Raw genomic sequence first — 26,010 nt, forward strand, 5'->3', positions numbered from 1 at the left:
AACAGCCGGTCTGCGGCGCGTGACCCAGATTCGCCCGTGTGCCCGGCCGGGTCAAACGCCAGGGGGCCGGCACATGCGTGAAGCTGCATCATGGACGCCCCGCCGGTCTCGCCGCATTATCGCGGCCACAGGATCGCAGGGGAGACATCAGAGGTGGCAAGGGCAACCCGGGCACGCAATCCCGAACAGACGCGGAGTGCGTTGCTGGAGGCGGCGGCGAACGAGTTCGCGCAGTACGGCTTCGATGGCGCGCGTGTCGAGCGGATCGTCAAGGCCGCCGGGTGCAACATGCGGATGCTGTACCACTACTTCCAGAGCAAGGAGAACCTGTACCTGGAGGTGCTGGAGGGGGTCTACAGCGACATCCGGCAGCGTGAACAGGGGCTGGATCTCGAATCGCTGCCACCCCTCAGTGCCATCAGGCGGCTGACGCGGTTCACCTGGGACCATATCTCCACCAACCGGCTGTTCATCGACATCGGTCGCAACGAGAACCTGGTCGGCGGCCGCTTCATCAGCCAGTCGAAGACGATCAGTGAAATGTCATCTCCGCTGATCCGCCAGATCGCCGATGTCATCGCCCGGGGGCGGGAGAGCAAGGTGTTCCGCCATGATGTCGATGCCCTGCAGCTCTATATCTCGATCGTGGCGTTGAGCGCGCACCATATGGGCAACGTCCATACGCTCTCCGCCGTGTTCCAGACCGACCTGAGCAGTCCCGACTGGATCGCCGAACGGCGCAAGCATGTGGAGGTGATGGTGCTGCGCATGCTGGGCGTGGATGGTGACGGCATATCCTGAGTCTGCGGTCAGGACCGCAGGGGCAGGCAGGTTGGTGCAGCCATGGCGGGAAGGGCTGCCGAGATCCTGAGCGCGGCACTGACCAGGAATCCGTCCTGGCCAGGTGCAGCAGACAGCAGGATTCCCAGTGGCATGCCGTCGGCATCCAGCCCGGCCGGCAGGGAGACCAGCGGTCCCCCCAGTGCGGTCCAGGGCGTCAGGTAGGATTGGTCGCCGGTGGTGGCGAGCCCCCTCGGCGCCGCATCCGGCACCGGACAGGACAGCAGGACGTCGAAGCCGGACAGTGTCGGCCAGAATGCCGCCCGTGCCTGCGCGATCCAGTTCATGGCCTCGTCGCGCACACTGTCGCAGATCAGGGCACCATCGGCGAGGGCGTTCCTGAAACGGGGTTGCAGGAATTCTTCCTTCCCCTGCACCACGTGCGTGAGGTTCCGCGCCATCTCGTGCAGCATCACGGTCCGGTGCCTGTCGATCATGTCGGGAAAGGACACCGGGCATTCCACCCGCGTGACCCCATGCCCCTGTTCGCCGAGCACGCGCGCGACGTCGGACATGACCTGGCGCATCCCGGGGCCGGGTGACTGCTCCGGCACATTCAGCAATCCGATGCTCAGGGGCCGGTCGGTCGCGGGGGCCGTGGGAATGGCGAAGTCCGCGGCAAGCACGCTGAACACCCTGCGAAGCCAGCCGGGGGTGGCGGCGATGACACCAATGGCATCGAAACTGTGCGACAGCGGGGCCATACCGGTCTGCGGCAGCACACCCAGGCCCGGCTTGTAGGAGAGCGCGCCACAGTATGTTGCCGGACGGCAGAGCGAGCCGGCCGTCTGCGTGCCGAGGGCGAAAGGCACGACACGCGCGCCGACCACCGCACCGGAGCCGCTGCTCGACCCGCCGGGACTCCTTTCCGGATCAAAGGGGTTTCGGGTCGTGGTCGGGTCGATGAAAGCGAATTCCGTGCTTCGTGTCTTGCCGACCGGCACGGCACCGCTGGCGCGCAAGGCCCTGACGACGGGCGCGTCGGCGACTGCCGGTTCCGCATCGGCAAAGGCATTGCTGCCGAACCGCGTTGGCTGTCCCCTGACGTCGATGACATCCTTGACACCGAAAGGCACGCCCGCGAGTGGGCCGTCGGCATGACCGCCCTGCTGCAGGTCCGCGGGCGCTTCCCTGTGCGCCCAGGCATCCAGCGCAGGTTCCCAGCGTGCTGCTGCGGCGAGATACCTGCTCAGATCGAAACCGTCCGGTGCTTCTGACATCGATGATCCAACGCCTCTGGTCAATTGTGGCCGTGCCGGAAACTGGCACGCTTCTCGCGAGTAAGTAATAAGTTACTTACTAAAAGGCCCGACACAAGCATTTTCTGGGCAATAATGCTCAAAAAATGACCAAGGGAAAATCGAGTGCCCGTAATTTGGGCATATGATGCAAGCAAGGAGGGTTGAATGCTTCACGTTGCACGGAATCTACTGGAGACGTCACTCGGCAGATGTGCGGATCTCGCGGGATCGAACAGGGTGCGCGCGCTGGCCGTTGCCGCCGTTACCGGTCTTGCCGCGCTGCAGCCGGTGAACGCTGCTGAACTGAAGATCCTGTCGAGCTTCAACTCGACGCAGAAGCCGACATATGCCGTGCTGGAACAGTACATCAAGAATGTCGGGGCGATTGGCGGTGACACGGTCACCTTCAGGATCAGTGGCCCGGAAGTCGTACCGATCTTCGAACAGCTGCAGCCGGTGTCGTCCGGGGTGTTCGACGCGCTCTATACCCACCCGGTGTTTCACGCCGGTGAAGGCGGTCTGGCGCTGACGGTCGATGCCATCGACGTCGATCCCATCGCGCGGCGGGAGTCGGGTGTGTGGAGCTACGTTGATGAGTTCTACCAGAAGAAGCACGGTCTGAAGATGGTGGCGATGATGTCCGTCAGCATGTACGGCTATCACCTCTTCACCAAGGAGCCGCTGTCCGATGCCGGTGATCTGAGCGGACGCAAGGTGCGGGGAACCCCGACCTACCATGGTGTGATCCGCGCCCTGGGTGCCGAGCCGGTGGTCCTGCCCGGATCCCAGATCTACTCCGCGCTGCAGAAGGGGATCGTCGAAGGTGCCGGGTGGCCCGCCGCCGGCATGGTCTCGATGAAGCACTATGAAGTCGCGAACTACCGTCTCCGTCCGACTTTCGGCGCGGCGACCCAGCCGGTCTTCATCAATCTGGACAAGTGGAACAGCCTGACGGACGAGGAGAAGTCCGTACTGCTCGAAGCCGGTGAGCTGACCGAACTGCAGATGCCCTGGATCGGCAACCGGATCCAGGAGGAAGAGGATGCGAAGCTCGACGAACTGGGCGTCAAGGTCGAGCAGCTGAGCCCGGCGATGGCGGAGAAGGTGCAGAGCGCCTTCATCTCCAGCATCTGGGAACTTGGCAACGGCTGCTGCGGCGACGCGGCGTCAGAGCTGCGGGCGATCGCGCTCAAGGCCGGATTGACGGAGTGATGGCCAGCCTGTGTGATCTTCTGCAGCCAGGGGGTTGCGCACGGCGATGAGGCAATTGCTACAGCATCTGTGGTCGGCGGCGCGTTGGGGCCTCTGGTTCCTGCGCGCCGTCGGCTACAATGTTTCCAGGCTGGCCCTGGCGGGCATCGTTGTTGCCTTCGCCCTGGAAGTGGTCAGCCGTTACCTGTTCAACGCCCCCACGTCCTGGTCTTCCGACCTGGTTTCCTACCTGCTGTGCGTCGTTGTCTTCACGATGATGCCGCACGTCACCGCCAGCGGCAGCCAGGTCGCTGTCACCGTCATGGTCGACGCGCTGCCGGATCGCTACAGACAGACCATGATGCGCCTGATCTACCTGCTCGGGTTTCTCGCCTGCGCCGCGATGGCCTGGTTCGCGGGCGGTGAAACGATGCGGCAGATCGTTCGCGAGATCCAGATGCTGGCCATCCACCCGATTCCGAAATGGTGGGTTTCGGTCTGGATCGGCATCGGTTTCGGGCTCTCGTCGCTGGAATACCTGCGTCTCGCATGCAGCCGGGACGCGGCCCCCGACCGGTCCTCGGTCCCTCCGGCGGAGATATAGAGATGGAATGGTGGGTCACATTGCTGATCGCAGGCGCAGTCCTGCTCGGCCTCTTCTTCTCCGGCGTACCGATCTTTCTGGCCTTCCTCATCATCAACGTCGGCGGTGTGATCGCGTTCCTCGGGCCGAACGCCTTCAGCATGATCGTCAACTCGGTGTTCGACACGACGACGACCGCCACGCTGACGGCGATCCCGCTGTTCGTGCTGATGGGGGAAATCCTGTTCCGCTCCGGATCGACCGCCGTGCTGTTCGATGCGGTCGACAGCCTGATCGGCAGGGTGCGGGGGCGGCAGTACGTCCTTGCCATGTCGCTGGCGACGATCTTCGGAGCGCTGTCCGGGTCCAACATGGCGGTGGCGGCAATGATGGGGCGCACCGTCTATCCGGTCATGGCGGCGCGGGGCTATGATTCCAAGCTCTCCATCGGGGTCATCCTCGCCGGTTCCAGCCTGGCACCGATCATTCCGCCGAGCGTGCTCGCCATCATCATCGCGACGCTGGCCAATGTCTCGGTGGCCGGCTTGCTGGTCGCGGGCCTGCTGCCGGGCCTGATGATCTCCATCCTCTGCCTTGGCTATGCCCTGATTCGCTGCGCCTTCAACCCGTCGCTGGCACCCAGTGCCAGCCGGGATGACGGCACCGGCGCGCCGGCGGAAAGCGCCCTGCGCCAGATCCTGAAATGCACACCGTTCCTGATCATCATCGCATCCGTCATGGGCTTCATCCTGACCGGTGTCGCGACCCCGTCCGAATCGGCCGCGACGGGTGTCGTCGGCTCGCTCGTCACGGCGGCGATCTTCCGCAAGCTGTCCTTGCGGATGATCTGGGAAAGTCTCGGCCAGGCCGCGAGCATCGCCAGCATGATCCTGATCATCATGGCGACATCGACCATGTTCTCGCAGTTGCTGGCCTTCAGCGGCGCGACAGGCCAACTGGCGTCGATGGTGCTCGATTCCCAGCTGTCCCCCGCCCTGATCCTGATCCTGATGATGGCCATCGTCTTCGTGTTCTGCATGTTCATCGACCAGGTCGCGCTGATGCTGGTCGTGATCCCGATCTACCTGCCTGTGGTCGAGGCCCTGCAGTTCGATCCGATCTGGTTCTGGCTGCTGATGCTGCTGAACGTGGTCATCGGCGGGATCACGCCCCCGTTCGGCTATGCCATGTTCGCCTTCAAGGGGGTGGTGCCGGACGTGGATCTGCGCGACATCTTCCGGGCAAGCTTTCCGATTGTCGGCCTGTTCATCCTGGCGATGGTGATCGTCTACTGGATACCCGCCATCGCCACGTTCCTGCCGGAGATGCTCTAGATCGGTTCATCGGATGATGGGCAGCACCTGCCCTTGCCTCCGCCCCGGCCACCGCCCATGCGCAATCCCGTGGTGTACCGGTTGCACCCGCGCGCTAATGTGGCCCCAGACGGAATTCCATTTGCCGGGGAGCAAGAGCATGAGTGAAGCATGGATCATCGACGCCTGCCGGACACCGCGCGGTGTCGGCAAGTATGGCAAGGGCGCGCTGTCGGAAATTCATCCGCAGCAGCTGGGCGCGACCGTGCTGCGGGCGCTGGCCGAGCGCACCGGGATCAATACCGAGGAAGTGGACGATATCGTCTGGGGCACCAGCGCCCAGGTCAACACCCAGAGCGGTGACCTGGGGCGGATGGCGGCGCTGGATGCGGGGTACAGCATGAAGTCCAGCGGCGTGACCCTGGACCGTTTCTGCGGCTCCGGCATCACCACGGTCAACATGGCCGCAGCCACCATCATGTCCGGCATGGAGGACCTGGTGGTCGCGGGCGGCACGGAGATGATGTCGATGCCGGGTCGGCGCGGTGACGGACCGGCGACGATGGACCGGGGCAACAAGCGGCTCCGGGAGCATCACCCGCAGACCCATCAGGGCATCTGCGCCGATGCCATCGCGACGCTGGAAGGCATCAGCCGCGAGGCACTGGACGAACTCGGCTATCACAGCCAGCAGCGCGCCGCGCAGGCCATCGCGGAAGGCCGTTTCGACAGGAGCCTGGTGCCGGTCCATCGGGAGGACGGGACCCTGGCCCTGGATCGGGAGGAATATCCGCGGCCGCAGACGACCCTGGCGGACCTGGCCAACCTGAAGCCCGCATTCGCCGCCATGGCGGATCAGCCGGTGGATGATGACGGCACCACCTACCGCAGCCTGGTGCTGCAGAAGTTCCCGGACCTGGACATCAAGTTCGTGCATCACGCCGGCAATTCGTCGGGCGTGGTGGATGGCGCGGCGGCAATCCTGCTCGCGTCCCCCGACTACGCGAAGGCGCACGGTCTGAAGCCACGGGCGCGGATTGTGGCCACAGCGAACATGGGCGACTGCCCGACGCTGATGCTCAACGCCCCGGTTCCTGCGGCCCGCAAGGTACTGCAGCGCGCCGGTATGACCATGGACGACATCGACCTGATCGAGATCAACGAGGCCTTTGCCGTCGTGGCGGAGAAGTTCATCCGTGATCTGGACCTGGACCGGGAGAAGGTGAACGTCAACGGCGGCTCCATCGCGCTGGGTCATCCCATCGGCGCCACCGGTTCCATCCTGATCGGCACGGTGCTGGACGAGCTGGAACGCCGCGACCTGCAGCGTGGTCTGGTGACCATGTGCGCCGCGGGTGGCATGGCCCCCGCCGTGATCATCGAACGGATCTAGGCAACCGCTGTCCAGGGGTCGCGCGGTACCGGCAGGCAAGCCGGTACCGCCATCCCGGTAATTTCGAAGAGGCGCGGCAACGATGTCCGCGACACATCCATCGGAGTGAAATCATGAATCTCGAAAACACCTCCGCGCTCGTCACCGGCGGCGCGTCGGGTCTGGGGCTTGCCTGTGCCAGGGCACTGGTCGCGAAGGGCGCATCGGTCGTCATCGTCGATCTGCCTACGTCGGCCGGGGCCGATGTCGCGGCGGAACTGGGCGACAGGGCCTCCTTCGTCGCCGCCGATGTCACCAGTGGCGAGGAAATGGAGGCCGCCGTGGCCGCGGCGGAGGCCAATGGCCCGCTGCGTGCCGTCCTGCATTGTGCCGGACACGGTGGCGCGGTGCGGCTGGTCAATCGCGACGGCACGCCGGGATCGCTGGAAGCCTATACCCGGGTGATCAACACCAACCTGATCGGTTCGTTCAACGTGCTGCGGCTGGCTGCTGCCAGCATGGCGAAGAACGATCCGCTGGACGGTGACCGGGGGGCCTGCGTGATGACGGCATCCGTTGCCGCCTTCGAGGGGCAGATCGGGCAGATTCCCTATGCCGCGTCAAAGGCCGGTGTGGTCGGCATGACCATTGTTGCCGCCCGCGACCTGGCGTCGAAGCTGATCCGCGTGAACACCATCGCGCCGGGCATCTTCGACACGCCGCTGCTGGGCCGCCTGCCGGAGGAGATCCGCCAGAACCTGGGCGCCAGCGTGCCACATCCGGCGCGCCTGGGTCGTCCCGACGAGTTCGCCGCCATGGCCATCCACATGCTGGAGAACCAGATCCTGAATGGCGAGACGATCCGCCTGGACGGTGGCATCCGCATGCCGCCGCGCTGAGCGGGTCATCGGCTTGATCGAGGAGTCGTGGCGGAGAGCCGCTCTCAGGAGCAGGCTTTCCGCGCGACCTCCGCGAAATCCGGGTGCCAGCGGGACAGGGGTGGCCGGTTCTCCGTGATGTCCTGCGCGGCCCAGAGGATGCGCCTTGCATCCATCTCCGCCGTGACCTCGTCGTCAGGGCAGATGATGTAGAACTGCGCGCCCGCCACACCATCCAGCAGCATGTCGACCACACGGTCGGGCAGCCATGCGCCGGGCTTGTGCTCGGCCTTGCCGGTGGTGGTCCATCCGGGCACCAGCAGGTGCGCGCTCAGCCGCGCCGCACCCTGGTTGTCGGGCCTGTTGCGCAGGTCATGCTCCAGCGCCTCCGTATAGGTCTTCAGCGCCGATTTGGTCATGTTGTAGATCGGATGACCGGGCGGATTGGTGATCCCCTGCTTGGAGCCGGTGTTGACGATGGCTGTCGGCGCAGGGTTCGCCAGCAGGTCGGGCAGGAAGGCCTGTACCGCCGTGACAGGTCCCCAGAGGTTGACCTCCATCGCCTGCCGCCAGCTTTCCGGATCGGCATCGAAGCCCCGTCCGGTGCGGGTCACCGCATTGTTGACCAGCAGGTCCACCTGACCGAAGGCCGCCAGCGTCGCCTTCTTCAGGCTTTCGATCTGATCCGGCTTCGATACGTCCGTGGCATGGCCCAGCACCGTCTCCGGCCCCGCCGTTGCCGCTGCCCGTACCTCCGCCAAGGCTGCATCCAGGTCAGGTCCCGGCAGATCGGCCATCACGACGGACATGCCCTTTCCCGCCAGCCGCAGGGCCAGTGCCTTGCCGATCCCGAGTGCTGCGCCGGTGACCACGGCCACCTTGCCGGGTTCGAAGATGCTGCCGCGATCCATGCTGTTCCCCTGTTCCTCGGGTTGCGGGCAGGACCCCCCGACGGGGACTGCCGTTCCCCGACAGCATCCCATCTTTACCGGCGGCGACGCCAGCCTGTCGGGATGGCTATTCGAACGTCTCCGGCTTGAAGAAGACGGCGGCGGTGCATTCCGGGTCAGGCATGTCCCGGCAGGCGCGCGCGCCCGGCACGTCGAACGGGGTGTAGATGGAGACGGTTGGCGGGCCATTGCCGCTCTCCGGCAGCCAGACATGCAGGTCCCAGATTCGCGGATGCCACATCAGCACGTTGTTCGGGGTCGGTGCCTCGATGGCGGGGTCCGGCGACAGGCTGTCGACCACGGTCTCGCCCCTGACGGACTCGGTCGGGGGCCGCAGCGCCATGACGCCGCTGTTCAGGTGATAGCCCGCCTCATGCAGGAACCATTCGCTTGACGGGATACAGCCCATGGTCGGACGACGTTTGGCGCTGTCCATCACCTTGCCCCAGGCACCGCCGATCACGCGATAGGGGGTGGTGTCGCCATTGGGGTCGGCGACCAGCGCCTGATAGGCACTGTCACTCTCGTCCGCCCGCTGCGCGCGGGGGGCAACGAACAGCAGGCCGGGTGGCCCGATCTGCACATCGCCGTTGGAGAAGATGCTGCTCGCCCCGGCGAAGGTGATGCCGATCTGCGCCAGGCTGGCGTTGCCGTGGGGTACGGCGAAGAAACCGGCTCCGGCCATGCCCAACCCGTTCTCGATGTCGTCGAACGCGCGCAGGAACACGCCGAGGGTGGTGATGGAGGCTTCGACGTTCGCGTCGCTGCACCCGATGACGAAATCCTTCCTTCCGCTCCGGACCGTGGCGATCTCGCTGCCGCCCGGCAGGCGGTAATCGATGAACCATTCGTAGAACAGGTGATCGGCCCGGAGCGCCGCCTGGGCCAGCGGCGGGGTCGCGCGCCAGGTCGTGCCGCCGGCGACCGGCTGGGCCACGACCTCATGCGCCGCCGCCGCGCCGGGCCAGTGGTGGCGGGTGTAGCGCGCATAGACTGCCACGGTCTGGTAACCCGCAGGCACATCGACCTCGGCTGTCAGGACGCGGGGGTCTCCGGTGAACCACTGGTCTGAAGTATCGCTGATGGTTGGCGACTCGAAGTTCTTCAGGGCCTCGCAGCCGCCGAGAAGCAGCAGCATTGCCCCGGCTATCAGTCCCCGGTACATCATTCCTCGGCGCATACTGGCCTCCTGATCCATGTCGGTAGAATGATACCCGAATCTTTCCCGTCGGGCGAGACTGCGGACGCTCCATGGTACGGTGTCTGATGGAGAAGCGGGACCGGTGCATGTGCCGTACAGGGGAAAATGAGGCGCTGGCGCGTCGGCCGGGGGGACAGGGAACCATGACGATACATACCATTCACGATGCCTTCTGCCAGCGTGTGGAGGCCGCGCCGGACAAGACGCTGGCGGAGCGCCCGGGACAGGCCGACATGAGCTTCGCGGAGGGGATGGCCGGGGTCGGCAGCCTGGCGGCGGCGCTGGTGGCCCGAGGGGTGGTCAAGGGCGACAGGGTGGCGGTGCAGGTCGACAAGAGTGTCGAGGCGCTGTTGCTCTGCCTGGCCTGCCAGCGGATCGGGGCGGTCTTTCTGCCGCTCAATACCGGGTATACGGCCAGCGAGATCGACTATTTCGTCGGGGATGCGGAACCGCGCCTGTTCGTCTGTCGTCCGAAGGATCTGGCGAAGCTGCGCGCCGACATGCCGGGGACGGTGGCCGTCGAGAGCATGGGGGCACTGGCGGACGGCACCCTGATGGATCTGGCGGCGACCCTGCCGCCGGTGACCCGGACAACGGCGGTGAGCCATGATGACCTTGCGGCAATCCTGTACACCTCCGGCACGACGGGGCGGCCCAAGGGGGCGATGCTGTCCCACGGCAATCTGGCCACCAACTGCGACGCGCTGCTGTCGGCCTGGCGTTTCACCGATCAGGACCGGCTGATCCATGCCCTGCCGATCTTCCATACCCATGGCCTCTTCGTCGCGGCGAACATGTGCCTGACCGCGGGCGCGACCATGATCTTCCTGGACAGGTTCGACGCCGACACGGTGCTTGATCTGATGCCGGATGCGACCGTGCTGATGGGCGTGCCGACGTTCTACAGCCGTCTTGTGCAGTCGGATCGGCTGACGGCGGACAGGGTGTCGAACATGCGCCTGTTCGTCTCCGGCTCGGCACCATTGCTTGCCGACGTTCACCTGGCCTTCCGGGCGGCGACGGGTCACGCCATCCTGGAACGCTACGGCATGACGGAAACCTGCATGATCACGTCCAACCCCTATGACGGCGACCGCCGGGCAGGGACAGTCGGCTTTCCCCTGCAGGACGTGGACGTGCGGATCGCGGATCGGGAGGACGGGACAGTCCTGGCACGGGGCGAGACCGGTGCCATCCAGGTGAAGGGGCCGAATGTCTTCGGCGGTTACTGGCGCCTGCCGGAGAAGACCGCGTCCGAATTCACCGACGATGGTTTCTTCATCACCGGCGATCTCGGGCGCTTCGATGCAGAGGGCTATCTGCACATCGTCGGGCGCGACAAGGATCTGGTGATCTCCGGTGGCTACAACGTCTATCCCAAGGAGATCGAGCAACTGATCGACGAGGTGCCGGGCGTGGTCGAATCGGCGGTCGTCGGCCTGCCGCATCCGGATTTCGGGGAGGCGGTGACGGCTGTCGTCGTTGCTGAAGCAGGGGCAACGCTGGATGAGGCCGCCGTCATTGCGGCGATCTCCGACGGACTGGCGCGCTACAAGCAGCCGAAACGTGTGCTGTTCACCGACGCCTTGCCCCGAAATGTCATGGGCAAGGTGCAGAAGAACGTACTACGCGATACCCACGCCGGGCTCTACAAGAGCGACGGGGCCGCGACGGAAGGGGATCGGAAGCAATGAGCGGAATCAGTGGTGGCAGTGCGCAGGCGGCCGCGGACGACATGATCTTCACCGATGCGACCGCATTGTCCCGGGCCATTGCGGCACGCCAGATCTCCTGCGTCGAGGTCATGCGGACCTATCTGGACCGCATCCGGCGTTTCAACCCGGTCCACAATGCCATCATTTCCATGCGGGACGAGGATGTGCTGCTGGCCGAAGCCGCGGATGCGGATGCCGACCTGGCCGCGGGCCGTCATCGCGGATGGATGCATGGCTTTCCGCTGGCGGTGAAGGATCTGGCCGCCACTGCCGGGATTCCGACCACCTTCGGCTCCCCGCTGTTCGCCGACAATGTACCGGACCAGGATTGTCTGATGGTATCGCGCATGCGCGCCGCCGGGGCCATCATCATCGGCAAGACCAACACGCCGGAATTCGGGCTCGGTTCCCATACCTACAATCCATTGCACGGAATCACCCGCAATGCCTGGAATCCGGCCCTGTCGGCGGGCGGGTCCAGCGGCGGCACCGCCGTTTCCCTCGCGCTCGGCATGCAGCCGGTCGCCGACGGCAGTGACATGATGGGCTCGCTGCGCAACCCCGGTGCCTTCAACAATGTGCTGGGTCTGCGCCCGTCCTTCGGTCGGGTGCCGAACGCGCCGAAGCCGGAATCCTTCGTGCATCAGCTGTCCACCGACGGTCCCATGGCCACCAGCGTGCGTGACCTGGCGCACCTGCTGGATATCCAGTCGGGCTACGATCCGTCCGCGCCGCTCAGCCTGGCGGACCCGGAGGCCCCCTTTGCCGCGGGACTTGAGGGTGATGTCACCGGTCTGCGAATCGGCTGGATCGGCGACTGGAACGGCTACTACACCTGCGAGGCAGGCATCCTCGACCTCTGCACTGCGGCAGTGGAGCAGTTCGCAGCACTGGGGGCCGTGGTCGAGCCGCTGGTCCCGGACTTTGCTCCGGAACAGCTCTGGCAGGCCTGGATTGTGCTGCGCAACTGGGCGGTCACCGGCACCTATGCCCCCTATCACGCTGATCCCGCGACCCGTGATCTGCTGAAGCCGGAGCTCGTCTGGGAGATCGAGCAGGGACTGAAGCTGTCGGCGCAGGACGTGCACCGGGCCAGTGTGCTGCGCAGTGACTGGTACCGCTGCATCGATGACCTGTTCAGCCGCTATGACGCCATCGCCATGCCCACCGCGCAGGTATTCCCGTTCGATGCCGAGATTTCCTGGCCCGACCGGATCGGGGCGCGGGCCATGGACACCTACCACCGCTGGATGGAAGTCGTCATTGCCGGAACCCTGAGCGGCTGCCCGGCGATCAATCTGCCCGCCGGGTTCGACGCCACCGGTCGCCCCACGGGCTTCCAGCTCATCGGCCGCCCGCGCGGTGAGCAGCAGCTGCTGCGGATGGCCGCGCGCTACGAGGAAGCGACCGACTGGCTGTCGATGCGTCCGCAAGGGGCGGTCTAGGGCGAGAGGCGTCCGCTTCGCGACGGCCCGGACGGGCCTCAGGCTCCGGTGTCGTCCGCCGGTGCCTGCATCCGTGCGCCGACGGAGCGGTGGGTGATCTCCCGGCCCGTATTGGTGTCCAGCAGCTTCGGCGACACAGGCACGCCCGTCTCCCGGTCCACAAGCGTGACTGCGGTACCGGTCGGGGCCGGAACGTGTGTGTTGGCCCAGTCGATCAGCGTGGCGAGCACCGGATAGAGCGCCGTGCCAGTCTCCGTCAGCCGGTACTCGTGGCGGGGCGGGCGCTGCTGATAGGGCACCCGACGCAGTACACCCGCGCTTTCCAGCTTCTTCAGCCGGTCCGACAGGACATGGCGGGTGATGCCCAGACGTTCCTGCATCTGTTCGAAGCGCCGGATGCCCTGGAAGCAGTCGCGCAGGATCAGCATGGTCCAGCGGTCCCCCACGACCGAGAGGCCCCGCGCGACAGGGCAGGCTTCTTCTCTCAGGTCATTCCAGCGCATGGGTCACTCGCTTTCCGCCAGGGTGCAGTTGGATGAATAGCACAGATTGACAGGTTCCAAAAGGGAACGCAGTATATGCATTCCAAAAAGGAACTGACTGGATCCGTGCCCCACGACCTGCGACGCGCGGCCCCTGACCCTAGGATCTGCGTATGACGACCGAAACCAGTACCATCGCCGCCACACCGGCACCGTCGGCATCGGCACCGTCGGCATCGGCACCGTCGGCATCGGCACCGTCGGCATCGGCACCGTCGGCATCGGCAATGGCCCGCACGGCGCGGACGCAGATGCTGCTGACCGCCCCGATCGGTCGCACCCTGCTGCGGCTCGCGGCACCGAATGTGGTCGCCATGTTCGTCATGGCGGCGGTCAGCATCGCGGAGGGGTTCTTTGCCGGAGTGCTGGGAATCACCGCGCTGGCCGGACTGGCGCTGGTCTTCCCATTGGTCATGCTGACCCAGATGCTCTCCGCCGGGGCCATGGGCGGGGCCATCTCGGGGGCCATCGCGCGGGCACTGGGGAACAACGACCCGGAACGGGCGGGCAGCCTGACCTGGGCTGCCTGGAGCATTGCCGTGTCGATTGCCGTCCTCTCGGCGGTCCTGATGGGCCTGTTCGGCCGGGATGTCTTCGAGCTGCTGGGGGGAGGCCCCGAAACGGTCGACGCGGCGCTGGCCTATGCCGGTGTCTTCTTCCCCGGCTGCATCACCATCTGGCTGTGCCATTCCTCCCTCAGCGTCATTCGCGGGTCCGGCAACATGGGCATCCCGTCGATGGTGCTCTTCCTGACTTCCCTCGGCTCCATCCCCATCGCCGGGACACTGGCGCTCGGCTGGGGACCGTTCCCGGCGCTGGGGATGCAGGGTCTGGCGGCCGGGCATGTGCTGGCCTATGGCATCGGTGCGATAGTCGCGCTCACCTTCGTCGGCTCCGGACGGGTCGGATTCCTGATCAAGGGGCGGCTGCAGGGCCTGCGCCGGGACCTGTACCGCGACATTCTCAGCGTCGGCCTGATTGCCTCCCTCAGCACCATCCAGACCGTGCTCACGACCGTGCTGATGGTCGGCCTGGCCGGTCTGCACGGGCAGGCGGCGCTGGCCGGATACGGTCTGGGCGCGCGCCTCGAGTTCCTGATGATCCCGGTTGTCTTCGGGATCGGCGCGGCCATGACGGCCATGGTCGGGGCCAATATCGGGGCAGGCAACAGGCCCCGTGCCCTGCGGGTGGCCTGGACCGGTTCCTTCGCGGCGGCAGTGATCGTCGGCAGCATCGGCGCGGTGCTCTCGCTCCAGCCCGATCTCTGGCTGCGCATCTTCCTGGATGCATCGGACACGGCGGCGCTGGAGGCGGGGCGCAGCTATTTCCGGACCGTCGCGCCGTTCTACTTCTTCTACGCCCTGGGCCTGGCGCTGTTCTTCGCCAGCCAGGGGGCAAGCCGCATGGTCTGGCCCATGATCGCCAGCATCTTCCGCATCGTCACCGCGCTCGGTACGGCCCTGTTCCTGACCCGGTCAATGGGGATGGGCGTGGCGGGCGTGTTCAGCGGTGTCGCGGCCGGCATGCTGGTCTACGGCATCCTCACCGCCCTGTCGGTACGCCTGACCCGCTGGCGTTGAGGTCGGTATCGGCGCTCGCATTGATCCGCGCAAAGAAAAGGCCGGGGCATATCTGCCCCGGCCCTGTCCGTCACATCGCTGTCAGCCTGAGCGTCAGGTGGCGAGGAAGCGGTTCAGTTTCTCTTCGGCGTTCTCGTGGGCGATCTTTTCCACGGCGGCCAGTTCCCGCGTCAGCCGTTCCTTGGCGGCCTCGTAGATCTGGCGCTCCGAATAGGACTGGTCCGGCTGGTCCTCGTTGCGGTGCAGGTCGCGCACGACCTCCGCGATGGAGACCGGATCGCCCGAGTTGATCTTCGCCTCGTATTCCTGCGCGCGGCGCGACCACATGGTGCGCTTGACGCGCGCGCGTCCCTTCAGCGTATCCATCGCCTGCTTCATCAGCTTGGTGGAGGCGAGGGCGCGCATGCCGGTGGCCGTCGCCTTGGTCACGGGAACACGCAGGGTCATCTTCTCGTGCGGGAAATCGATGACAAAGAGCTGCAGCTTGAAACCGGAAATTTCCTGATCCTCGACAGCCGTGATCATGCCGACGCCGTGGGAGGGATAGACAACATAGTCATTGGCCTGAAATTCCAGCTTCGCCTTCTTCTTGCGCGGCGCAGCCTTGGCCCGGACCTCGGTAGAACTTGCTTCAGTCATATCAGTCCTTCTCTTTCTGCCGCTTCGGACACCCTGACGGTTCGAAGCGGTTCCTGTTCCGGTATCCCGAAACGGCAAGACCCTGCCTGAACCCCCGGAAATGGCGGTTCCTTCGAGACAAGCGGAACATGCAAGGCCAGGTCTTCCGCCGGGCGCGCGGTCCAAAACTGGTGCCGACACGAAAAAACGGGCCGCCATCAGCCGCCCGCCGGGTATCAGGTCACACAGATGCGCGCCCGCAGCTCCCTGACCGAGAAGTTATATAACACAAAAATGACAGATCTCACAGTGCGGACTCGCATTCAGTGAACACAAATCCGCATGACCGGCCATGCGCGTTCACATGGCCGGGAGATCGTGTCCGCCCCCGCGTCGGCAGGGGACGTTCGTAGCAGGTGTCAGTCGCCGGCGCCGGGGTTGGCGCTGAAATGCTTCTCGAACTTGTCCGGCGTCTCGCGCCAGTCGTCCGCATCAGCAGGGCTTTCGCCCTTGCGGGTGATGTTCGGCCACTTCTCCGAATATTCCCGGTTCAGTTCCAGCCACTTGTCGGCTTCCGGATCGGTATCGGGCAGGATGGCCTCGATCGGGCACTCGGGCTCGCAGACGCCGCAATCGATGCATTCGTCGGGGTGGATCACCAGCATGTTCTCGCCCTCGTAGAAGCAATCCACCGGACAGACTTCCACACAATCCTGGAACTTGCACTTGATGCAGTTCTCCGCGACGACATAAGGCATCTGCCTTCACTCCCCTTGGTTTTCCCCTGATGCACCGGTGACCCTTTCACCGGCTCTCAGGTATCACTCAATCCGAACCGCCCTGAAGCCGTCCGGCGACGCGCTGCCGCGCCTCACCATTTTCCCTGTCGGAAACATAGATGAGGCCTCCGATGCGGCGCAACAGGTTGGCTTCATAGGCGTGCAATTCGCCGTCCGCAAGCACGACCTCCCAAAGCATCTCGATCACCTCCACGCGGCGTTCGGATGGATAGCCTTCCTTGATGGCGCGGGTGAAGGTGCTGATCTCGACGGCATTCTGCTGGCGCTTCTCGGCCACTTCGATCAGCGACGTGGTTTCGTCGGCCGTCAGCTTGAATTTCTCCGCCAGCACGCGGCGCACCGTCCTTTGCTCCTGCGCATCGAACTCACCGTCCAGGTGCGCGGCCTCGATCAGCAGGATCGCCGCCGCAAGCTGCAGGTCGTCGGGCGCGGTGCTGGCCGCATCGGCATCGCTTCCTCCACGCAGGCTTTCGAGCCATCGTGTCACGCGGTTCGTTGAGGCCATTCGGAAATGTTCCTGAGTCCTGTGTTCAGCCAGTCATGTGCACGGACGACATATTGCCTGTTCAGAAAAGGCCAAGCGTGTCGATCTTCGAGAGTTCGCGCGGGTCGAGCGGGCGCTGGTCCGCGTCGCGCTTGTTGAACAGCACCAGATCGGTCAGCAGGGTGTTGACCTTCGCCAGGCTCTGCTCCTGCGCGGCGGCGAGATCGCGGATGCCCTCCGGCGGGGACATGGCCCCGGCAGACCGCAGCAGCGCCAGTTCGCCGCTGGTCGCGCCTTCCGGCCCGGTCCCTGTGACCGATGTGACGATGCGGCCATCCTGCCCGATGGCGACGGACGTGACGCGCTTGCCCGTGCGCGGCGCGGCGGTCTGCTGCACCCCGCCAGGTCCCGGCGGGCGCAGGTTGAAGTCAGGCGGCACAACAAGGGGGGAGAACACGGTCACCCGGCTTTCGTCCGGTGACGACTTGCTCAGACCCAGCGTGTCCTTCACCGTGTCACAGCCGCCGACAACCAGCACCAGGGCCAGCACGGGCAGCAAACGGGTCAGGCGATTCTCAAGACTGCTTTTCATGGCTGCCGTTTCTAGCGCCAAGACGGCGTCCGAACAAGGAATCCAGCAGCAGGATAGTCACTCCGCACGAAATTGCGATATCCGCCACGTTGAAAGCGGGCCAGTGCCAGCCCGCGACATGAAAGTCGAAGAAGTCCGCGACCTGTCCGTAATTGACCCGATCGATGGCATTTCCGATGGCCCCGCCGATCACGGCTGCGAGCGCCAGGCGCTGCCAGGGTCCTTCTGCCCGGCGCATCCAGAAGAACAGGAAGACGGAAACCACCACGTTCACACCTGCGAGGATCCAGCGTGTTTCCGTCGGGTCGCCCCCGAACAGGCCGAAGCTGACCCCCGGGTTCCAGACCATCACCAGATTGAAGAACGGGGTCAGGGTCAGCGTGGCAAAGTTCCGTGCGGCCATGACGTCGATCAGCCACGCCTTCGTGGCCTGATCGAGAACGATCAGAATGGCCGAGAATACCAGCGCGCGAGCGATCATTGCGGATCCAGAAGACAGGGCAAGCTGCTGCTGACAGTTGGCCCCGGCAAGGCGTCCGGTCAAGCCCCTTCTCCTTCGTGGCGGCAGAGTCCATCATGCGGTCTGTGATTGAACGACCCTGGGGAGGATCGGACTTGGCTCACGCCCATGTGCTGGACGGCATTCGCGTACTCGATTTCACACAGTTCATTGCCGGCCCGGCCTGCACCCGCCTGATGGCGGAGATGGGCGCGGACGTGGTCAAGCTGGAGCATGCGCCGGGGGGCGATCTCTGCCGCGTGCTGCCGGTGATCAAGAACGGCCGGTCGGGCTACTTCGTGCAGCACAACCAGGGCAAGCGTTCGGTCTGCCTCGACATGCGTTCGGCCGAGGGCAAGGCGATCATCCGCGACCTGATCGCCTGGGCAGACGTGGTGGTGGAGAATTTCTCGCCCGGCGTGATCGACCGGATGGGATTCGGCTGGGCGCAGGTTCACGCCATCAATCCCTCCGCCATCATGTGCTCGATCTCCGCCTTCGGGCAAAGCGGGCCGCTGCATCAGCTGGTCGGCTTCGACTATATCGCCCAGGCCTATGCCGGTGTGACCTCCATGATCGGGGACCCGGACGGGCCGCCGCCGATCGTCGGGCTGGCCATCGGGGACATGGGCACGGCGATCACCTCGCTGGCGGCCATCAACGGGGCGCTGTTCCATCGGGAACGGTCACGGGGTGACGGGCCGGGCAAGGGCCAGCATCTCGATATTTCCCTGCTGGATTTCTACTTCCACTGCCACGAGATCAATGTGGAGGTACATTCCCTGAGCGGTGGCGAGGTCCAGCCGCACCGCACCGGCAGCCATCACGCGATGGTGGCTCCCATCGGCATCTTCCGGGCAAGGACAGGCTATCTGGTGGTGGTGGCGCTGGGGGACCAGTGGGGCCGGGTGTGCAGGGCCATGGGACGCGAGGACCTGATCGAGGACCCGCGATTCGTCGATGGACCGGCGCGAATGGCGAATCAGGCTGAACTGATCGCCGTGATCGAGGGGTGGCTGGGCAGCCTGGAATCCGATGAGGCCGGAATCGAGGCGCTGCAGGCGCAGAGAGTGCCCTGCGCCCCGGTCCTGAGCGTCGCCGACGCCATGCGCCTCCCGCACCTGATCGAGCGCGGCACGGTACGCCAGATCGACGACAGGGGCGTCGGGCCGATGGCCATCACCGGCAATCCGCTGCGCTATTCGGACTTCCCCGAACCCCTTGACCTGACGGCGCCCTTTCTGGGCGAGCACAATGCTGCGGTCCTGGAGGGTGACCTGGGCATGTCGGCGGCAGATGTCGCGCGGCTACAGACCAGCGGGGTGCTGCACGCCGAACGGCGGTAGCGGGTACGCTTCCCCGGGTTGGGGGGAAGCATACCCGTTCCGGTTCAGCGGACGTTGACGATCACCTTGCCGGTGGCCTTGCGGGCGGCGAGGGCCTTCATGGCGTCCGGTGCCTGCTCCAGCGGGAAGGTCATGGAGACATGCGGGCGCAGCTTGCCCTCCGCGCACCAGTCCAGCAGCGTGCCGAACTGGCTGCGGCATTCCTCTGGATTCCGCTCCGTCCAGGCACCCCAGAACACGCCGACGATCTGGCACTGCTTCAGCAGCACCAGGTTCGCCTTCGCCTCCGGAATGCGTCCTGATGCGAACCCGATCACCAGCAGACGGCCGCCCCAGTTGATGCAGCGCAGTGATTCGTCGAAGGCGTCACCGCCGACCGGATCGTAGATCACGTCCGCGCCCTGGCCGCCGGTCAGTTCCTTGACCTTGTCGCGGATCGAATGTTCGGAATAGTTGAAGACGTGATCGGCGCCATATTCCTTCACGATGTCCATCTTCGCGTCCGAACCGACCGTGCCGATCACCGTCGCGCCCATGCGCTTGCCCAGTTCCACGGCGTTCAGACCGACACCGCCGGAGGCACCATGGACCAGCAGCACCTCGCCCGGCTTCAGTTCGCCCCGGTCCTTCAGCGCGTGATAGGTCGTGCCATAGGTGACCGGGAAACCGGCCGCCTGTTCGAAGGTCACGCCATCGGGCAGCAGGAATGTCTTCGCTGCTGTCGCGATCGCCTGCTCGGCATAGCCGCCGCCCATGCTGGTCATCGCCATCACCCGGTCGCCGGGCTTGAAACCGCTCACGCCCTCACCGACAGCCGAGATGACGCCGCCGACTTCCATGCCGGGGGAAAAGGGGAACGCCGGCTTGAACTGGTACTTGCCGGCAATCATCAGCAGGTCGGGGAAGTTCACCCCGGCGCAATGCACATCAATCTGGACCTCCCCGGCACCCGGCTCCGGCGAAGCCACATCCTCCAGCTTCAGATCATCGGGTCCGCACCATTCGTGACACAGCATCGCCTTCATCGCGTCTTCTCCCCTTGCGTTTGCATCTGCTGCCCGATGACGTAGCCCGCACGTCCGGTCACGGCAAGGTGGTGGGCAGGTTCCCCTGCGTAAAATCCCGTTGTTTCACCGAAAATCCCCTGATTCGGGCGATTCCGGTTGAACACCCGGCCAATTCGCTTTGGGATGCAGGGCGAAGCAGAACCCGAGATAACAGGGAGATCCAGAGAATGCGGTTCCTGAAACATCTGACCCTCACCGCTGCGGCGCTGGCCACGGCTGCAGCCCTTTCCTCCGCCCAGGCCGACGGCATGAAGCTGAAGATCGGCACGGAGGGCGCATATCCTCCGTTCAACAATCTGACCGCGGACGGAAAGCTGGAGGGCTTCGACATCGATATTGCCAAGGCGCTCTGTGCCGAGATGAAGGCCGAATGCACCTTCGTCACCCAGGACTGGGACGGCATCATCCCGGCCCTGCAGGCGGGCAAGTACGACGCGATCATCGCCTCCATGTCGATCACGGACGAGCGCAAGAAGAAGGTCGATTTCACCGAGAAGTACTACAACACGCCCCCGGCCATCGCGGTGCCGAAGGATTCGGCGCTGAAGGGCACCAGCCCCGCCGATCTGGCCGATGCCGCCATCGGGGTGCAGGGTTCCACCACCCATTCCAACTTCGCCGAGGCGAAATACACCGACAGCACGATCCGCGGCTATCCGACGGCTGACGAGTACAAGCTGGACATCGACAGCGGTCGCCTGGACGCGGTGATGGATGATGTCACCGTGCTGCAGGAATGGCTCGACAGTGCGGATGGTGCCTGCTGCAAGCTGCTGGGCACGATCACGCCGGACCCGACCATCCATGGTGAGGGTGCCGGTATCGCCATCCGCAAGGGCGAGACCGAACTGGCGCAGAAGTTCAATGCCGCGATCAAGGCGATCCGCGCCAATGGTGTCTACAAGTCGATCAACGACAAGTACTTCACGTTCGACGCCTACGGAGGCTGAACGGACCGGATGTGCCTGATGGCGGGCACAGCATGATGCAGGCCACCGCGCCTGTGACCAGCCTCGCCCCACGCCTGACCGGGCGTCGGGTGAGGCCTGGTCCGTCTGCCGTGCGGCGGTGCCAGCATGGATGAGATACTCGCCCTGCTGAGCCTCAGCGATACCGGCTGGGGCGACGAGATCGCCTCCGGTGTGGGCGTCACCATCTCGCTGGCGCTGGCCACCCTGCCGCTGGGCCTGCTGATCGGTTTCTTCGTGGCGCTGGCCAAGCAGTCGGAGGAACCGACGCTGCGGCTGGCGGGCAATATCTACACGACTGTCTTTCGCGGACTGCCGGAACTGCTGACCCTGTTCCTGGTCTATTTCGGCGCCCAGATCGGCATCCGCCAGCTGCTGCTGGCGATGGGCAGCGAGACGACGATAGAGATCAACAGCTTCCTCGCCGGCATGGTGGCGCTGGGGCTGGTCTTTTCCTCCTTCTCCAGCGAGGTCTTCCTGTCCGCCTTCCGCGCCATCCCGCGCGGACAGTACGAGGGCGGTCATGCCATCGGCCTGTCGCGGTTCCAGACCATGCGCCTGATCATCCTGCCGCAGCTGATCCGCATCGCGCTGCCCGGACTGAGCAACCTCTGGATGATCCTGCTGAAGGATACGGCGCTGGTCAGCGTCATCGGCCTGTCCGACATCATCCGCCAGACCGGCATCGCCGCACGGGTGACCAAGGAAGCCTTCCTGTTCTTCGGTGTCGCCTGTCTGCTCTATCTGGCGCTGGCGATCCTCTCGTCCATCGCCATTGGCGCGATCAATCACTGGGCCGCCAGGGGGGATGCCCCCCGATGACAGCCATCGTCAACGAACATATCCAGCCCGCCCTGCCACCACCGCCCGTGCGACGGCGCTGGAGCGGCACCCGCACCACCGGCTGGATCGCGCTGGCGGCAATGATCGGCCTGCTGGGGGGCCTGAGCCTCTATCTGATCCTGGCCTGGGACAGCGAACTGGTCGCGAAATATGCGCCGAAGTACTGGAAGGGCCTGCAGATCACGCTGGGGCTGGTGGCCACGTCGCTGGTCTTCGGTGCGGCCATGTCACTGCCCGTCGCCGTCGGGCGCCTGTCGCCGAACCGGGCTGTCGGCGCGCTGGCCTATGGCTACGTCTACCTGTTTCGCGGTACGCCACTGCTGGCGCAGGTGTTCCTGGTCTATTACGGCGCCGGCGAGTTCCGGCCAGAACTGCAGTCTGTGGGACTCTGGGCATTCTTCCGCGATCCCTGGAACTGCGCCGTCTTCGCCTTTGCCCTGAACACGGCGGCCTATCAGGCGGAGATCCTGCGCGGCGCGATCCAGTCGGTCGCGAAGGGCCAATGGGAGGCGGCGGAGGCGCTGGGCCTCACCCGCCTGCAGGCGTTCCGCAAGATCATCCTGCCGCAGGCCCTGATCGTGGCGCTGCGCCCCTATGGCAACGAGATCATCCTGATGCTGAAGGGATCGGCCATTGTCGCCATCATCACCGTGCTGGACCTGATGGGGGAGACGCGGCGCGCCTATTCCCGCAGCTTCGATTTCCAGACCTACCTCTGGGCAGCCGTCGTCTACCTACTGATGGTGGAGACCATCCGCAACATCTGGGAACGGCTGGAGAAACGCCTCACCCGCCACCTGCGCCGCGACGGGTGAGACTGTCTGACGTAAGCGGCCCGGTGATCAGTCCCTGAACTTCTTGAACAGGTCGTGGGCGACCTTGCGGATCTGGATCTCCTCGGTGCCTTCGGTGATGCGATAGCGGCGGTGGTGGCGATAGATGTGCTCGAAGGGCTTGTAGCGGGTGTAGCCCATGCCGCCGTGCACCTGCATGGCCCGGTCCGCCGCCTCGCAGACGAAGCGGTTGGCGCGGTAGTTGGCCATGGCGACCCAGTGCGTCACCTCCATGTGGTGCGCCTGGTCCAGGTGCCAGGCGCTCTTGTAGACCAGGTTGCGCAGCATCTCGGCCTCGGTATTCAGCTCGGCCAGCGGCCACTGGATGGCCTGGTTGGTGCTGAGCGGCTTGCCCCAGGTGACGCGCTTGTTGGCCCATTTCACGGCCTCGTCGACGCAGTACTGTCCGGCCCCGAGGCTGGATGCCGCCTGCCGGATGCGGTTCTCGTGGAAGAACGCCTGGGCACATTCCAGACCGCGGCCTTCCTCGTGCAGGATGGCGCTGTCGGGTACCCAGACATCGCGGAAATGCACCTCCGCATGGTCGGAGGGCATGTTGAAGGTCCAGTGCATGTAGGCAATGTCGACCCCCGGTGTCTCCACCGGAACGATGAAGGCGGTGATGCCTTTCGGGCGGCCCACGTCGCCGGAGGTGCGGGCGAAGACCACGTCGTGGGACGCGTTGGACATGCCCGAGTTCCAGCGCTTGGTGCCATTGATCAGCCAGCCGCCATCCTTCTGCACCGCCGTCGTTTCCATGTAGGTGGCGTCGGAGCCATGATTGGGTTCCGTGACGCCGAAGGCGACACGCTTGCGACCCGTGATCATGTCCTCGATGAATTCCTTCTTCTGCTCCGGGCTGGCGACGGCGTGGAAGATCATGACCACGGGAAAGTTGCCGACGATGGAGCTTTCGTTCTGCAGGTCGTTGTGCAGTCCCAGGCCCCGGTGGGCCAGATGTTCGCGGATGATCGCCATGCCCAGGTTGGAGCCGGCCGAGCCGCCGATATCCGTGGGCAGGGCCCAGCGCAGATGACCGGCCTTGTCGGCGCGGCGCTTCATCTCCGCCAGCAGTTCCTCCCACTCCTCCTTCGGGCGGCCGCCATTGTCCCAGTCGGTGCGTTCATATTCGCGCCGATGGTCGAAGAACCTGATGTTCTCCTCCTCCAGCGGCTTGATCTCCTTCTCGATGAAGGCATCGAGCACGCCGATGTAGTCGCTGATCTCGCGCGGGATCGTGAAGTCCATGGTCACCCTCCCCAGGGTTCTGTTTCGTTTGCGTCAGACTGTCTGGTCCAGCCTCACCACCAGCTTGCCCACTGCCTTGCGGTCGCGCATGGCGCGGAAGGCGTCGATGCCATTGTCCAGGCTGTAGGTGCCGCCGATGTGCGGGCGCAGCTTGCCATCCGACCAGAGTTCCATCATGGCCGCGATGTTGGCCCGGCAGCGGTCGGGGAACCGGCGGGCGAAGCCCTGGTAGGCAACGCCGATCAGTTCGATCTGCTTGATCAGGATGTGATTGGCGGGCAGCTGCGCGATGTCACCGGCGGCGAAGCCGATGACCAGCATCCGGCCGCCCCAGTTGATCGACCGTATCGCCTGATGGCTGTAGTCGCCGCCGACGGAATCGAAGATCACGTCCGCACCGCGACCATCGGTCAGCGCCTTGATCTGGTGGCGCAGTTCGTCGCCCTCCGCATAGTTCACCAGATCATCGGCACCGCGTGCCCGGCAGGCGGCGAGCTTCTCGTCCGAGCTGGCGGCGGCAATGACCCGCGCGCCCCATGCCTTGCCGGCCTCGACAGCGGCCAGACCGGTGCCACCCGATGCGCCCAGCACCAGCAGGGTTTCCCCGGCCTGCAGGCGACCGCGATCCTTCAGCGCATGATGAATGGTGCCATAGGTCAGGCAGAAGGCTGCGGCAGTGTCGAAGTCCATGGCGTCAGGCAGCGGAAAGACCCAGTCCGTCGGGCAGACGACGAACTCGGCCAGGCAACCGATCCAGGGATGCACGGCAACCCGCTGACCAATCTCCAGCCCGGTGACTCCCTCACCAAGCGCGTCGATGGTGCCAGCGGCTTCCATCCCCGGCGCAAACGGCGGTTGCCCACTGTACTGGTACTTGCCCTGCGGCATCAGCAGGTCGGGAAAGTTCAGAGACACCGCGTGCACCCGCACCCGAATCTCTCCCGCACCCGGTTCCGGCGTCGGCAATTCGCCGACCTTCAGATCCTCGATGGATCCGATCTTCTCGCAGATGATCGCCCGCACCCTGTCCTCCCCTGAACCCCGTGCCGTCGCCTGCAGCAACTATAGAAGCTTCCCGATGGAAACGCAGCGTTTCCCTTGCACGACCTTGCGGCAGGGCAGGGATGCGCTCATCTCGGGTATAGACTTTGGTGTCGTGCGATGCCCTGCAACGGCCTGCAGGACAGGCGACACCGAACGAAATGACAAGCCGGGAGAAACGACATGGCCCTCGACCGCATTGACCATCTGGCCTTCATCACGCCGGATCTGACCGGTACCATCCGCTTCTACCGTGACCTGCTGGGCATGGACCTGTCGCTGGGTATCGGTCACGACGGTTTCCGCCACTACTTCTTCAGCGCGGGCGCCAATTACATCGCCTTCTTCGCCTATGACGGCGCGTCGGCCATGACGAAGAAATTCCACGGCAACCGCACATCCGACCCGATCGGTTTCGATCATGTGGCCTTCACCGTGGAAACGCGGGAGGAGTTCTTCGAGTGGAAGGACCGGCTGGAGGCGGCGGGAATCGAGGTCACCGGACCGATCGACCATGGTGTCTTCTGGTCTCTGTACTTCTTCGACAACAACAATATCCCGCTGGAGATCGCGTGGAACCTGATGGAAGTCGCGGAAGCGCCTGCCGTGGTCGACGACGACATCCCGGCCATCGTGCATGAAGGATCGCGCCCGCAACCGGGCCACTGGCCGGCGGTCACGCAGCGGACCGCGCCGGAGGACATGAAGCCCGCGAAGACGGGGAACGCCTATGCCCTGCGCAAGGAACTGCTGGCCAGCGGGCGCGGCAGGCTGACAGCGGCTGGCCGGGTTGCGCTCGAACAGATTGGCGAGGACTGAA

The 26,010-nt window shown here is 65.1% G+C and carries 27 protein-coding genes; 14 read left to right on the forward strand and 13 right to left on the reverse strand.

Translation table 11 applies throughout. From position 1 onward, the window contains the following. Positions 1-153 precede the first annotated feature (153 nt). Positions 154-801, forward strand: coding sequence for a TetR family transcriptional regulator (locus QGV54_RS18965; RefSeq protein WP_281019085.1), 648 nt, complete (start codon positions 154-156; stop codon positions 799-801). An 8-nt stretch (positions 802-809) separates the two neighbouring features. On the opposite strand, the gene QGV54_RS18970 is transcribed toward QGV54_RS18965, so the two are convergent. After that, the gene (locus QGV54_RS18970) at positions 810-2,060 is read right to left on the reverse strand and encodes an amidase (protein WP_281019084.1); all 1,251 of its coding nucleotides are present in this window, start codon (positions 2,058-2,060) and stop codon (positions 810-812) included. A gap of 258 nt (positions 2,061-2,318) precedes the next feature. On the opposite strand from QGV54_RS18970, the gene dctP reads away from it, so the two are divergent. The 5 genes from dctP to QGV54_RS18995 all read left to right on the forward strand — a co-directional run bounded on the left by dctP (position 2,319) and on the right by QGV54_RS18995 (position 7,439). Beyond that, complete coding sequence (gene dctP / locus QGV54_RS18975) at positions 2,319-3,293, forward strand: TRAP transporter substrate-binding protein DctP (protein WP_281019083.1); 975 nt, start codon at positions 2,319-2,321, stop codon at positions 3,291-3,293. Positions 3,294-3,348: 55 nt separating this feature from the next. After that, positions 3,349-3,876: a TRAP transporter small permease gene (locus QGV54_RS18980; protein WP_281019082.1), complete on the forward strand. Its 528-nt coding sequence runs from the start codon at positions 3,349-3,351 to the stop codon at positions 3,874-3,876. Positions 3,877-3,878: 2 nt separating this feature from the next. Continuing rightward, positions 3,879-5,189, forward strand: coding sequence for a TRAP transporter large permease subunit (locus QGV54_RS18985; RefSeq protein WP_281019081.1), 1,311 nt, complete (start codon positions 3,879-3,881; stop codon positions 5,187-5,189). Positions 5,190-5,328: 139 nt separating this feature from the next. Further along, positions 5,329-6,561 (forward strand): acetyl-CoA C-acetyltransferase, encoded by a 1,233-nt coding sequence (locus tag QGV54_RS18990; RefSeq protein ID WP_281019080.1) that lies wholly within the window; start codon positions 5,329-5,331, stop codon positions 6,559-6,561. A 113-nt stretch (positions 6,562-6,674) separates the two neighbouring features. Next, the gene (locus QGV54_RS18995) at positions 6,675-7,439 is read left to right on the forward strand and encodes an SDR family NAD(P)-dependent oxidoreductase (protein ID WP_281019079.1); all 765 of its coding nucleotides are present in this window, start codon (positions 6,675-6,677) and stop codon (positions 7,437-7,439) included. 44 nt (positions 7,440-7,483) lie between these two features. On the opposite strand, the gene QGV54_RS19000 is transcribed toward QGV54_RS18995, so the two are convergent. Together QGV54_RS19000 and QGV54_RS19005 are read right to left on the reverse strand one after the other, a co-directional pair. After that, positions 7,484-8,329: an SDR family NAD(P)-dependent oxidoreductase gene (locus QGV54_RS19000; RefSeq protein WP_281019078.1), complete on the reverse strand. Its 846-nt coding sequence runs from the start codon at positions 8,327-8,329 to the stop codon at positions 7,484-7,486. A gap of 106 nt (positions 8,330-8,435) precedes the next feature. Beyond that, a complete protein-coding gene (locus QGV54_RS19005) occupies positions 8,436-9,548 on the reverse strand; it encodes a hypothetical protein (protein ID WP_281019077.1) in 1,113 nt (370 codons plus the stop codon). Positions 9,549-9,712: 164 nt separating this feature from the next. On the opposite strand from QGV54_RS19005, the gene QGV54_RS19010 reads away from it, so the two are divergent. Continuing rightward, complete coding sequence (locus tag QGV54_RS19010) at positions 9,713-11,263, forward strand: malonyl-CoA synthase (protein ID WP_281019076.1); 1,551 nt, start codon at positions 9,713-9,715, stop codon at positions 11,261-11,263. Then, positions 11,260-12,729 carry an amidase gene (locus QGV54_RS19015; protein WP_281019075.1) on the forward strand — a complete coding sequence of 490 codons (1,470 nt, stop codon included), beginning with the start codon at positions 11,260-11,262 and terminating at the stop codon, positions 12,727-12,729. Before QGV54_RS19010 ends, QGV54_RS19015 begins: the two co-directional genes overlap by 4 nt. A gap of 38 nt (positions 12,730-12,767) precedes the next feature. Here QGV54_RS19015 and QGV54_RS19020 read toward each other — a convergent pair whose 3' ends face one another. Together QGV54_RS19020 and QGV54_RS19025 are read right to left on the reverse strand one after the other, a co-directional pair. Next, the gene (locus tag QGV54_RS19020; protein ID WP_281019074.1) at positions 12,768-13,232 is read right to left on the reverse strand and encodes a helix-turn-helix domain-containing protein; all 465 of its coding nucleotides are present in this window, start codon (positions 13,230-13,232) and stop codon (positions 12,768-12,770) included. Between the two features lie 139 nt (positions 13,233-13,371). After that, positions 13,372-13,551, reverse strand: coding sequence for a hypothetical protein (locus QGV54_RS19025; protein WP_281020009.1), 180 nt, complete (start codon positions 13,549-13,551; stop codon positions 13,372-13,374). Between QGV54_RS19025 and QGV54_RS19030 the strand changes: the two genes are divergently transcribed. Then, a complete protein-coding gene (locus QGV54_RS19030; RefSeq protein ID WP_281020010.1) occupies positions 13,523-14,851 on the forward strand; it encodes an MATE family efflux transporter in 1,329 nt (442 codons plus the stop codon). The genes QGV54_RS19025 and QGV54_RS19030 overlap by 29 nt on opposite strands. A gap of 93 nt (positions 14,852-14,944) precedes the next feature. Here the strand turns inward: QGV54_RS19030 and QGV54_RS19035 are convergent, their stop codons facing one another. The 5 genes from QGV54_RS19035 to lspA form a co-directional block, all read right to left on the reverse strand. Next, on the reverse strand, positions 14,945-15,376 hold the full coding sequence (locus QGV54_RS19035; protein WP_348637670.1) for a CarD family transcriptional regulator: 432 nt from the start codon (positions 15,374-15,376) through the stop codon (positions 14,945-14,947). Positions 15,377-15,888: 512 nt separating this feature from the next. Continuing rightward, positions 15,889-16,227 carry a ferredoxin FdxA gene (gene fdxA, locus QGV54_RS19040; protein ID WP_281019071.1) on the reverse strand — a complete coding sequence of 113 codons (339 nt, stop codon included), beginning with the start codon at positions 16,225-16,227 and terminating at the stop codon, positions 15,889-15,891. 67 nt (positions 16,228-16,294) lie between these two features. Beyond that, positions 16,295-16,774 carry a TerB family tellurite resistance protein gene (locus QGV54_RS19045; protein ID WP_281019070.1) on the reverse strand — a complete coding sequence of 160 codons (480 nt, stop codon included), beginning with the start codon at positions 16,772-16,774 and terminating at the stop codon, positions 16,295-16,297. Positions 16,775-16,835: 61 nt separating this feature from the next. After that, entirely contained in the window at positions 16,836-17,345 is a 510-nt protein-coding gene (locus tag QGV54_RS19050; RefSeq protein ID WP_281019069.1) for a DUF3035 domain-containing protein, read from the reverse strand. After that, the gene (lspA, locus tag QGV54_RS19055) at positions 17,329-17,889 is read right to left on the reverse strand and encodes a signal peptidase II (RefSeq protein ID WP_281019068.1); all 561 of its coding nucleotides are present in this window, start codon (positions 17,887-17,889) and stop codon (positions 17,329-17,331) included. Before lspA ends, QGV54_RS19050 begins: the two co-directional genes overlap by 17 nt. 71 nt (positions 17,890-17,960) lie before the next feature. Between lspA and QGV54_RS19060 the strand changes: the two genes are divergently transcribed. Continuing rightward, positions 17,961-19,190: a CoA transferase gene (locus tag QGV54_RS19060; RefSeq protein WP_281019067.1), complete on the forward strand. Its 1,230-nt coding sequence runs from the start codon at positions 17,961-17,963 to the stop codon at positions 19,188-19,190. Positions 19,191-19,234: 44 nt separating this feature from the next. Here QGV54_RS19060 and QGV54_RS19065 read toward each other — a convergent pair whose 3' ends face one another. Continuing rightward, positions 19,235-20,215: an NADPH:quinone oxidoreductase family protein gene (locus QGV54_RS19065; protein ID WP_281020011.1), complete on the reverse strand. Its 981-nt coding sequence runs from the start codon at positions 20,213-20,215 to the stop codon at positions 19,235-19,237. A 209-nt stretch (positions 20,216-20,424) separates the two neighbouring features. On the opposite strand from QGV54_RS19065, the gene QGV54_RS19070 reads away from it, so the two are divergent. The 3 genes from QGV54_RS19070 to QGV54_RS19080 all read left to right on the forward strand — a co-directional run bounded on the left by QGV54_RS19070 (position 20,425) and on the right by QGV54_RS19080 (position 22,883). Beyond that, positions 20,425-21,207: an ABC transporter substrate-binding protein gene (locus QGV54_RS19070; RefSeq protein WP_281019065.1), complete on the forward strand. Its 783-nt coding sequence runs from the start codon at positions 20,425-20,427 to the stop codon at positions 21,205-21,207. Between the two features lie 126 nt (positions 21,208-21,333). Then, a complete protein-coding gene (locus QGV54_RS19075; RefSeq protein ID WP_281019064.1) occupies positions 21,334-22,047 on the forward strand; it encodes an ABC transporter permease in 714 nt (237 codons plus the stop codon). Beyond that, entirely contained in the window at positions 22,044-22,883 is an 840-nt protein-coding gene (locus QGV54_RS19080; RefSeq protein WP_281019063.1) for an ABC transporter permease, read from the forward strand. The genes QGV54_RS19075 and QGV54_RS19080 overlap by 4 nt, the downstream gene beginning before the upstream one ends. A 27-nt stretch (positions 22,884-22,910) precedes the next feature. Here the strand turns inward: QGV54_RS19080 and QGV54_RS19085 are convergent, their stop codons facing one another. Together QGV54_RS19085 and QGV54_RS19090 are read right to left on the reverse strand one after the other, a co-directional pair. Beyond that, positions 22,911-24,149 (reverse strand): acyl-CoA dehydrogenase family protein, encoded by a 1,239-nt coding sequence (locus QGV54_RS19085; protein WP_281019062.1) that lies wholly within the window; start codon positions 24,147-24,149, stop codon positions 22,911-22,913. 33 nt (positions 24,150-24,182) lie between these two features. Continuing rightward, positions 24,183-25,172, reverse strand: a complete 990-nt coding sequence (locus QGV54_RS19090; protein WP_281019061.1) for an NADPH:quinone oxidoreductase family protein — start codon at positions 25,170-25,172, stop codon at positions 24,183-24,185. Positions 25,173-25,373: 201 nt separating this feature from the next. Here QGV54_RS19090 and QGV54_RS19095 point away from each other — a divergent pair, with 201 nt between their 5' ends. Further along, positions 25,374-26,009 carry a VOC family protein gene (locus QGV54_RS19095; protein ID WP_281019060.1) on the forward strand — a complete coding sequence of 212 codons (636 nt, stop codon included), beginning with the start codon at positions 25,374-25,376 and terminating at the stop codon, positions 26,007-26,009. Position 26,010: the final 1 nt, after the last annotated feature.

Origin of the sequence: Minwuia sp. IMCC3060 (assembly GCF_029909435.1) — a bacterium.
GTDB lineage: Bacteria > Pseudomonadota > Alphaproteobacteria > Minwuiales > Minwuiaceae > Minwuia.